Below are 8,352 nucleotides of genomic sequence, written 5' to 3'. Positions count from 1 at the left end.
AATACAGGCAATAATAGTGGCGACAGTTCTTCCGTACTTGCATATGCAAAATCAATGCAAGGTGTACCATACGTTTGGGGCGGAACTTCTGCTAACGGCGTAGACTGCAGTGGCTACATCTACCATGTATTTAAGAAATTGGGTCATAACATTAGCCGTCAAAGTGTTGCGGGATATTGGAGTAGCCTACCAAAAACTTCAAGTCCACAACCTGGTGACTTAATTTATTTCCAAAACACTTATAAATCTGGTCCTTCTCACATGGGTATTTACCTTGGGGGCGGATCATTTATCCAAGCTGGAGATAAAGGTGTAGCAATCGCTTCATTAAGTAACTCTTATTGGAAGAGCCACTTCTTAGGATACACGAAAGCACCTTAATTAATAGTTTCAAAGCCTTCTAGTTTACTAGAAGGCTTTTTTGTTACGAGTTCAACACATTACTCCCTTTCCCCTAGTTTCTCTCTACAAAAATAATGTATCCATTCTTCTATTTCATACACTTTATTCTGCAAAAACAATGCATAACGTTATCATAATGTATATATTTTCATAAAAAACATAACCTATTTCATGTCTATTTATTTTATATGTGTTTTTTTGAAGAATTTTCTTTTTATTTAAACTTTTCATTAGACGTTTGACCTCCGATGTCCATTATGATAAGTTACTTAAGATGTTATATTCGTAAATGTATAGACAACTGGTTTATACACTGTTTTTACTATGAGGAAGGAGCATACACTGCATGAATCTTTTATGGGGAATTGGCGGCGTGATTGGAGTATTAGCAATTGCTTTCTTACTATCTTCCAACCGCAAAGCTATTAATTGGCGCACAATTTTAATTGCGCTAGCATTACAAATGTCATTTTCATTTATCGTATTACGATGGGATGCTGGTAAAGCAGGTTTAAAACACGCTGCTGACGGTGTTCAAGGATTAATTAATTTTTCTTACGAGGGAATTAAGTTCGTTGCTGGGGATTTAGTCAACGCAAAAGGACCTTGGGGATTTGTATTCTTTATTCAAGCACTACTTCCAATCGTATTTATTAGTTCATTAGTAGCAATCTTATATCATTTCGGTATTATGCAGAAATTTGTTAGCGTCGTTGGTGGTGCATTAAGTAAACTTCTTGGAACTTCTAAAGCAGAAAGCTTAAACTCAGTAACGACTGTATTTTTAGGACAAACTGAAGCTCCAATCTTAATTAAACCTTACTTAGCACGCTTAACAAATAGTGAATTCTTCACTATTATGGTAAGCGGTATGACAGCTGTTGCCGGATCAGTTCTTGTCGGCTATGCAGCAATGGGTATTCCGTTAGAGCACTTATTAGCAGCTGCAATTATGGCAGCTCCATCAAGCTTATTAATTGCGAAACTAATCATGCCAGAGACAGAAAAAGTAGATAATAACGTTGAACTTTCTACAGAACGTGAAGACGCAAACGTTATCGACGCAGCTGCACGTGGTGCATCTGAAGGTATGCAACTTGTTATTAACGTAGCAGCAATGTTAATGGCTTTCATTGCATTAATCGCTTTATTAAATGGTCTATTAGGATTAGTTGGGTCTTTATTCCATATTAAACTTAGCCTTGATTTAATCTTCGGTTACTTATTATCACCATTTGCAATCTTAATCGGGGTTTCTCCAGGTGAAGCTGTACAAGCAGCAAGCTTTATCGGTCAAAAACTTGCAATCAACGAATTCGTTGCATACGCAAACTTAGGACCACATATGGCAGAGTTCTCTGACAAAACAAATCTAATTTTAACATTCGCAATCTGTGGATTCGCAAACTTCTCTTCTATTGCAATTCAATTAGGTGTAACAGGAACGCTAGCTCCTACTCGCCGTAAACAAATTGCACAATTAGGGATTAAAGCAGTTATCGCTGGTACATTAGCTAACTTCTTAAATGCAGCAGTTGCAGGTATGATGTTCCTATAAACTTATATAGAGTCTTCTCTTTCTCCAAGAGAAGACTTTTTTCATGCACTCCAAACGCCTTTTATGTATCTATCAATCACCTTATCCCAAATATGAGAACATTATGATACAATAATGTTTAAGTCTTTTTATTTTTCTTATGAAAATAGAGATACTACTTGTTGTTGCCCTTCAAAAGAATTTAACGACATAGTCAATTTCTTAATAATTGCGCATACTACAAGTATCTATGGATGAAATAGCTTTAAGGAGGAAAGTTTTGTGAAAGATAAGTTCTATAAAATCCTCTCTATGTGGATTCTACAAATTGTATTTTATTTTACTACTGTACATGTGACGAATTATGAGCATGCGCTCATTTTTACAATAATATACGTAATCGTAAATGTACTATTCTTATTTTTAGCTGATAAAACAGCATTTATTTTCTTCATACTAGGAACCATTATTTCCGTATTTTATTTATTTTATCAAGCATGGCTTCATTTATGGAGTACATCAGATCAATGGCAATATATGATTACCCACTTCCTGATGGTAGCTAACTTCTTCATTGTATATATAACAACTCACCTATTGAAAAAAGTGATTCATGAAAATAAAACTTTAACTGAGCGTGTGAGAACGTTGGAACAATATATTGGAGAATCAAAATTATTAACTAGACAAGAATTCGAGAGACGCCAAGCGTTATTAACGACTGCAATGAATCGTCGTAATGAAACAGGCGTTATCGTTTACTTTGATTTCACTTCCTTTAGTAAATATACGAAGGAAAGTGTTATGGATCGTGTAGCTTCCTTATTAGTTGAAACGGTAAGGAATGATTTTGACCTTGCTGCTGAATATGATGAGAGTACATTAGTTATTTTATTACAGAACACAAATGAGGCTGGTGCAGATATAGTAATGAACCGTCTACAGCCAAAATTAGAAAAATGGCTTGCAGCTGAAGCAATCCAAGATATAAAAATTTCAAGCGAGCAAATTGGAAACAAAGGACAGACATTGTTATGATGACTCTCGTTATACTTCTTTTATTTCTTCTGTTTTGCGTACTCGTTTTTTGGATCAGTATCACATTTTCAATTAAATATGTACTTATTTTTACGGCCTTTCTATTCTCTGGCTTACTCGTTTACTACTCTTTCTTAACAATCGCGGGCCTAATTCACCGAAATAGCAAACGAAAAGATCGTACACTAGAACATTATCCTAGCGTCGATATTTTCATACCTGCCCATAATGAAGGGGTCGTTATTAAAGATACTTTAGAGGCGATGGCGAAGATTGAATATCCAGGAAAGCTAACTATTTATTTATTAAATGATAACTCTCAAGATGAAACACCTGAAATCGGCGATGATTTCGACAAAGCTTATGCTCATATTCGCCACATTCGTGTTCCCTCCGGTGAACCGAAGGGTAAATCACGTGTACTAAACTATGGGCTTAGTATTTCAGATGGTGAATACTTCTGTGTTTACGATGCAGATAACCAACCTGAACCACACGCACTGCGAATGCTTGTAGAGCACGCTGAAACAACTGAAGATGCGGTTGGAGCAGTTGGACACGTTCGTACTGTAAATGAAAAAAGAAACTGGTTGACGCGAATGATTTCGCTAGAATTTCAAATCTTCCAGCTCCTTATGCAATCTGGACGCTGGTTACTATTCCAAACGGGTTCACTAACAGGAACAAATATGCTTCTTCGTCGCTCAGCACTAGAAGAGCTTGGTGGCTATGACCCTTATGCAATTGCAGAAGATGCTGAATTAACATTACGAATTACACAAAAAGGTTATCTCTTACCAATCGTCCCAGAATCAGTTACTTGGGAACAAGAACCAGAGCATTTAAAAATTCTTATTAAACAACGTACACGTTGGCTCCAAGGAAATTTATACATTTTAGAAAAAATGTTCTCGTCATTAAGTTTCTTTAAAGGAAAACTGCTCGTTCATTCCTTACAACAAGTTCTAGTGTATGTTGTATTTTGGCTATTCCTAATCATTTCAAACGTTTGGTTTGTAATTGGGCTACTCGGGATATTCCAAATTCAATATAGCATTCCGCTACTATTTATGTGGTATGTAGCATATATTACATATGTTTCACAATTATTTAGTGCCCAGAGTGTCGAACGAACCTTTACACCGACTAATATTTTTATTAGCGTTATTATGTACTTTACGTATGCACAGCTCTTTACGTACTTATTTATTCGCAGCTTAATCTTATATTTACGTGCAAAGAGCAAGAAACAAGTCATCGGCTGGGATAAGACAGTTCGATTTAAAAAAGATAAATAAAAATAAGCACAGAGCGCCGTATGCTCTGTGCTTATTTATTGCCGTATAAATTATATATCAGACAATACCCCTTAGCTGAAAGTAATTTCACGTCCATCCCCCAACGAACGATCGACCTTCATTTATATACGAAAAAGTGATTGCTATTTTTGTAGAACCAATTGCTTCTCTTGCTGTTCTTTGCGCGTTTCAGTCTTAGGTTCCGTGCTTTCTTGGACACTACGATGTGCCACACGTTTCAAACAAATATGCTTCCACTTTCTTTCGTAACGTTTCATTATTCTAGATGTCCCCCTTGAATGCGCTTTAAAACTATTTGAAATCGCTTACAGGAAATAATATAGCACATATACATAAAAGTGACAACACATTTCCGACATATTTTTGACAAAAATACGAATAGAATTCGTAAGATATCGAATATTGTCGAAACCCATCGTTTTTTCTTCGTATAAAAGGCATACTACTTATATAGTAAAGTATTTTATTTCCCTTACCCGCATTTCAAATTCCTTCTATATAAAGTGAAACTTTAATCAGCCAACAAATAGAGGGATAAAAAAAGAGCTGATATAAAATCAGCTCTTTTCCTTCTATTATTAATGACGCTTCATACGTCCTTCTTTTTGTAACTCTTTAAATAATGCTGCCATCATAAAGAAAATAACAAAGACGAATGGGAATGCTGCAATGATAGCTGCCGTTTGTAAGGCTTCTAATCCGCCAATATATAATAAGGTAGAAGCTATCGCGGCTAGAACGATACCCCAAATCATTTTAATACGATTTGGTGGGTTTAAACTACCATGTGTCGTTAACATTCCTAAAACAAATGTTGCAGAGTCTGCCGATGTAATAAAGAATGTAGAAATAAGAAGAATCGCTAAAACAGATAAAGCTGATCCAAAGCTTCCCATCTGATCGAACATAGCAAACAATCCTACTTCTGTTCCCATCTCTTTAATTTTTTCAAAGATATGTGCATCACCAAACAGCTCCATGTGAATACCAGTCCCGCCGAAAACGGAGAACCAAAGCGCACCGATTACGGTCGGTACAAGTAACACACCGATAACAAACTCACGAATTGTACGACCTCGTGAAACACGAGCAATAAACGTACCTACGAACGGTGACCATGCAATCCACCATGCCCAATAGAAAATTGTCCATGACTGAATCCATTGATTTCCGCCTTCATCCAATGGACTTAAACGGAAACTCATACTTGGCAATTCCTGAATATAAGAACCTATTGTTGAAGTGAAGTAATTCATAATAAAGTTTGTTGGACCTGCAAATAATACAATGATCATAAGTGCAAATGCAAAAATAATGTTCGTATTACTTAAATATTTAATTCCTTTATCAAGACCTGTTTGTGCAGATAACATGAAAAGAACTGTTACGATTGCAATAATAACTAACTGTGTCGTTAATGAATTCGGAATAGATGTTAAATAGCTAACACCACCTGCAATTTGTTTTGCACCGAGACCTAATGAAGTTGCAACACCAAACACAGTTGCGAAAACAGCTAACACATCAAATGAATGAGCAATACGCCCGTGTTCCCCGCCCTTAAATAACGGACCTACCGTCGCACTAATCGTACTTGCTTTTCCTTTTCTAAAGGTAAAATAAGCAATACATAACGCTACAAACGCATATAGTCCCCAAGGATGTAATCCCCAATGGAAAAATGAAAAACGCAATGCAAGGCGCGCACTTTCCTCAGTTGCACCTTCTCCAAACGGAGGTGCGTACAAATGGTTTAATGGTTCAGCAACGCCCCAGAAAACTAAGCCGATACCCATACCAGCACTAAATAGCATAGCAAACCATGTCATATAACTATAATCAGGTTCGTCATCATCTTTACCTAAACGAATAGAACCGTATTTCGAAACAATTAAAAAGATAGACACACCTAAAATAATAGAAACGGAAATAATATAAAACCACCCAAACTTACTAACTAATGCAGTTTGAATTGCAGTTGTTACATTTCCTAAGCTACCTTTTCCAATAATAGATTCGGGAATAATCCCCCAAATTGTAAATGCAATACATAATGTTAATGAAACGATGAATGTTTTTGTCAGTTTCCTCATCAAATCCCCCTTCGTAGGTTTCGCTTTTGTAAATAACATAAATTCCGATATGTAAAATCGGATAGAAAACTATAATTTTGCGGTGATTTTCTTACTTTCACCTTCACCAATTCGAATTCTTATAGACAGCCTTACCTTTCGTATAACCTTTTCACTCTGCAAGAGCTACAAGTTAGAAATACTGCTGTCAAATTGTGTGAGAAAAACGCGGATAGGAATGTATTTTCCTAAAAAAGGATGTGTTACATATGTAAAAAAGGGCGAATTTCTTCCTTGCAACCCTTTCGTTTTGTAACAATTATGCGGTTTTTTTGCTAGTATATAGCACGTGTTTATAGCTTCACAAACAAAATGTTTATGTTTATATAACTATATTACCCATAAAACGGTAAAATACTCAAGGAATGTAATCGTTTAGTAAATATCATGTAACATTCCTGTAATATTTTTATTTACGTCGAAAAAAATATGTTGTATTAAATATTTTGAATATAACCAGCAACCTATGAGTCATATAGAATGAAAAACGCTTTCCTATATTTTTTGTTATATTACAGGATGTTAACGACTGATTACGAATGGTTTGTAATTGTGTGTTTTCCCCAAATCCGAAAAAATCTGTTGCTATAATGAGGACACGAAAACAAACGCAATGGAGGCTATCATGAAAAAATTAATTGGAATAGCAACAGCAGCAGTTTTTGGTCTTGGGATTTTCACATCATCTGCTAATGCAGAAACTGTTGTAACAACAGACGTACTAAACGTACGCGAAAACCCTACTACTGAATCAAAAGTTGTCGGTAAATTACTAAACGGTAATAAAATAGATGTTCAAAATACAGAGAACGGATGGTCAAAAGTTACTTTAGACGGTAAAGACGCATTCGTAAGTGCAGAGTTCACAAAAAGCATCTACTACGTAACAGCTAACGTATTAAACGTACGTGCTGAAGCGAACACAAACTCAGAAATTCTTGGAAAGTTGAAGAAAGACGATGTAATCGAAACAACGAACCAAGTACAAAATGAGTGGTTACAATTTGAATATAACGGGAAAACAGCTTATGTTCATGTTCCTTTCTTAACAGGTACAGCACCTGTAATTGAGAAACAAGAAACAACTGCTCCTGCTAAAGCTAAAGTTGAAGCACCAGCTAAGGCTCAAACACCTGCAGCACAAGCAAAACCAGCTGCTAAGCCTGCTGTGAAAGCTGCTGAAACTAGCGAACCATCTGGTGGTCGTGAGTTAACAGTTGTAGCTACAGCATATACAGCTCATCCGAGCGAAAACGGTGGCACATATGGCGGCCGTGTATTAACTGCAATGGGTCATGATTTAACTGCGAATCCAAACATGAAAATGATCGCTGTTGATCCGAAAGTAATCCCATTAGGATCTAAAGTATGGGTAGAAGGTTACGGAGAAGCTATCGCTGGAGATACTGGTGGTGCAATTAAAGGTAACCGTATCGATATCTTACTTGGATCAGATAGTGCTGCTCAAAAATGGGGCCGCAAAACTGTTAAAGTGAAAATTTTAAAATAACCAATGACTGCTAAATTACAAGCCGGTTCTCTTTATTGAGAGCTGGCTTTTATTTATTTATAATACATATAAGGAGGCTATGCCCATGAATGTACAAGCAAAAATAGACTGGATTGGTACGCCAAAACCGTACATATATAAAGATGAAGTAACATATAACGCTACTTCTATTGATTTCTCACTCGCTGGCGATGATAATCGCTATAAGCTAATTGTGCTCAAGTCAGAAAAAAATACACATTACAAAATTGTGCAATATGGAATAAAACCAGGCTCTCAAAAGCCATTTCCTATCGACATTCCATTTGAACAAAACATGTTACCAATTATAGAGCAAATATTACATGATCCATATGTACAAGCGATATTAAAGGAAACGCACTCATAATTGTAAAAAAAGATATCAACGATTTT

The 8,352-nt window shown here is 36.0% G+C and carries 7 protein-coding genes; 6 read left to right on the top strand and 1 reads right to left on the bottom strand.

Going from position 1 to position 8,352, the window contains the following annotated elements; genetic code table 11:
- The 4 genes from MR167_RS29160 to MR167_RS29145 all read left to right on the top strand — a co-directional run.
- On the top strand, positions 1 to 381 hold a 381-nt coding region (locus tag MR167_RS29160), incomplete at its 5' end, for a C40 family peptidase (protein ID WP_242316081.1).
- A 367-nt stretch (positions 382 to 748) separates the two neighbouring features.
- Positions 749 to 1,960, top strand: a complete 1,212-nt coding sequence (locus MR167_RS29155; protein WP_001051018.1) for a NupC/NupG family nucleoside CNT transporter — start codon at positions 749 to 751, stop codon at positions 1,958 to 1,960.
- A gap of 261 nt (positions 1,961 to 2,221) precedes the next feature.
- Complete coding sequence (locus MR167_RS29150; protein WP_000653231.1) at positions 2,222 to 2,977, top strand: diguanylate cyclase domain-containing protein; 756 nt, start codon at positions 2,222 to 2,224, stop codon at positions 2,975 to 2,977.
- Positions 2,974 to 4,275, top strand: a complete 1,302-nt coding sequence (locus MR167_RS29145) for a glycosyltransferase family 2 protein (RefSeq protein WP_000988755.1) — start codon at positions 2,974 to 2,976, stop codon at positions 4,273 to 4,275. The genes MR167_RS29150 and MR167_RS29145 overlap by 4 nt, the downstream gene beginning before the upstream one ends.
- Before the next feature lie 599 nt (positions 4,276 to 4,874).
- Here MR167_RS29145 and opuD read toward each other — a convergent pair.
- Complete coding sequence (gene opuD, locus MR167_RS29140) at positions 4,875 to 6,389, bottom strand: glycine betaine transporter OpuD (protein WP_001230116.1); 1,515 nt, start codon at positions 6,387 to 6,389, stop codon at positions 4,875 to 4,877.
- A gap of 664 nt (positions 6,390 to 7,053) precedes the next feature.
- Here opuD and MR167_RS29135 point away from each other — a divergent pair.
- A complete protein-coding gene (locus tag MR167_RS29135) occupies positions 7,054 to 7,938 on the top strand; it encodes a cell wall-binding protein EntA (RefSeq protein ID WP_000733341.1) in 885 nt (294 codons plus the stop codon).
- An 85-nt stretch (positions 7,939 to 8,023) separates the two neighbouring features.
- Positions 8,024 to 8,326, top strand: a complete 303-nt coding sequence (locus MR167_RS29130) for a DUF3910 family protein (protein WP_001102514.1) — start codon at positions 8,024 to 8,026, stop codon at positions 8,324 to 8,326.
- The last annotated feature ends 26 nt before the right edge of the window (positions 8,327 to 8,352 follow it).

The sequence above is a fragment of the Bacillus cereus group sp. BfR-BA-01355 genome, from assembly GCF_022663675.1.
Lineage (GTDB): Bacteria > Bacillota > Bacilli > Bacillales > Bacillaceae_G > Bacillus_A > Bacillus_A thuringiensis_S.
The sequence above is the reverse complement of the archived record's forward strand: the minus strand, read 5'-3'. Positions and strand labels throughout refer to the sequence as shown.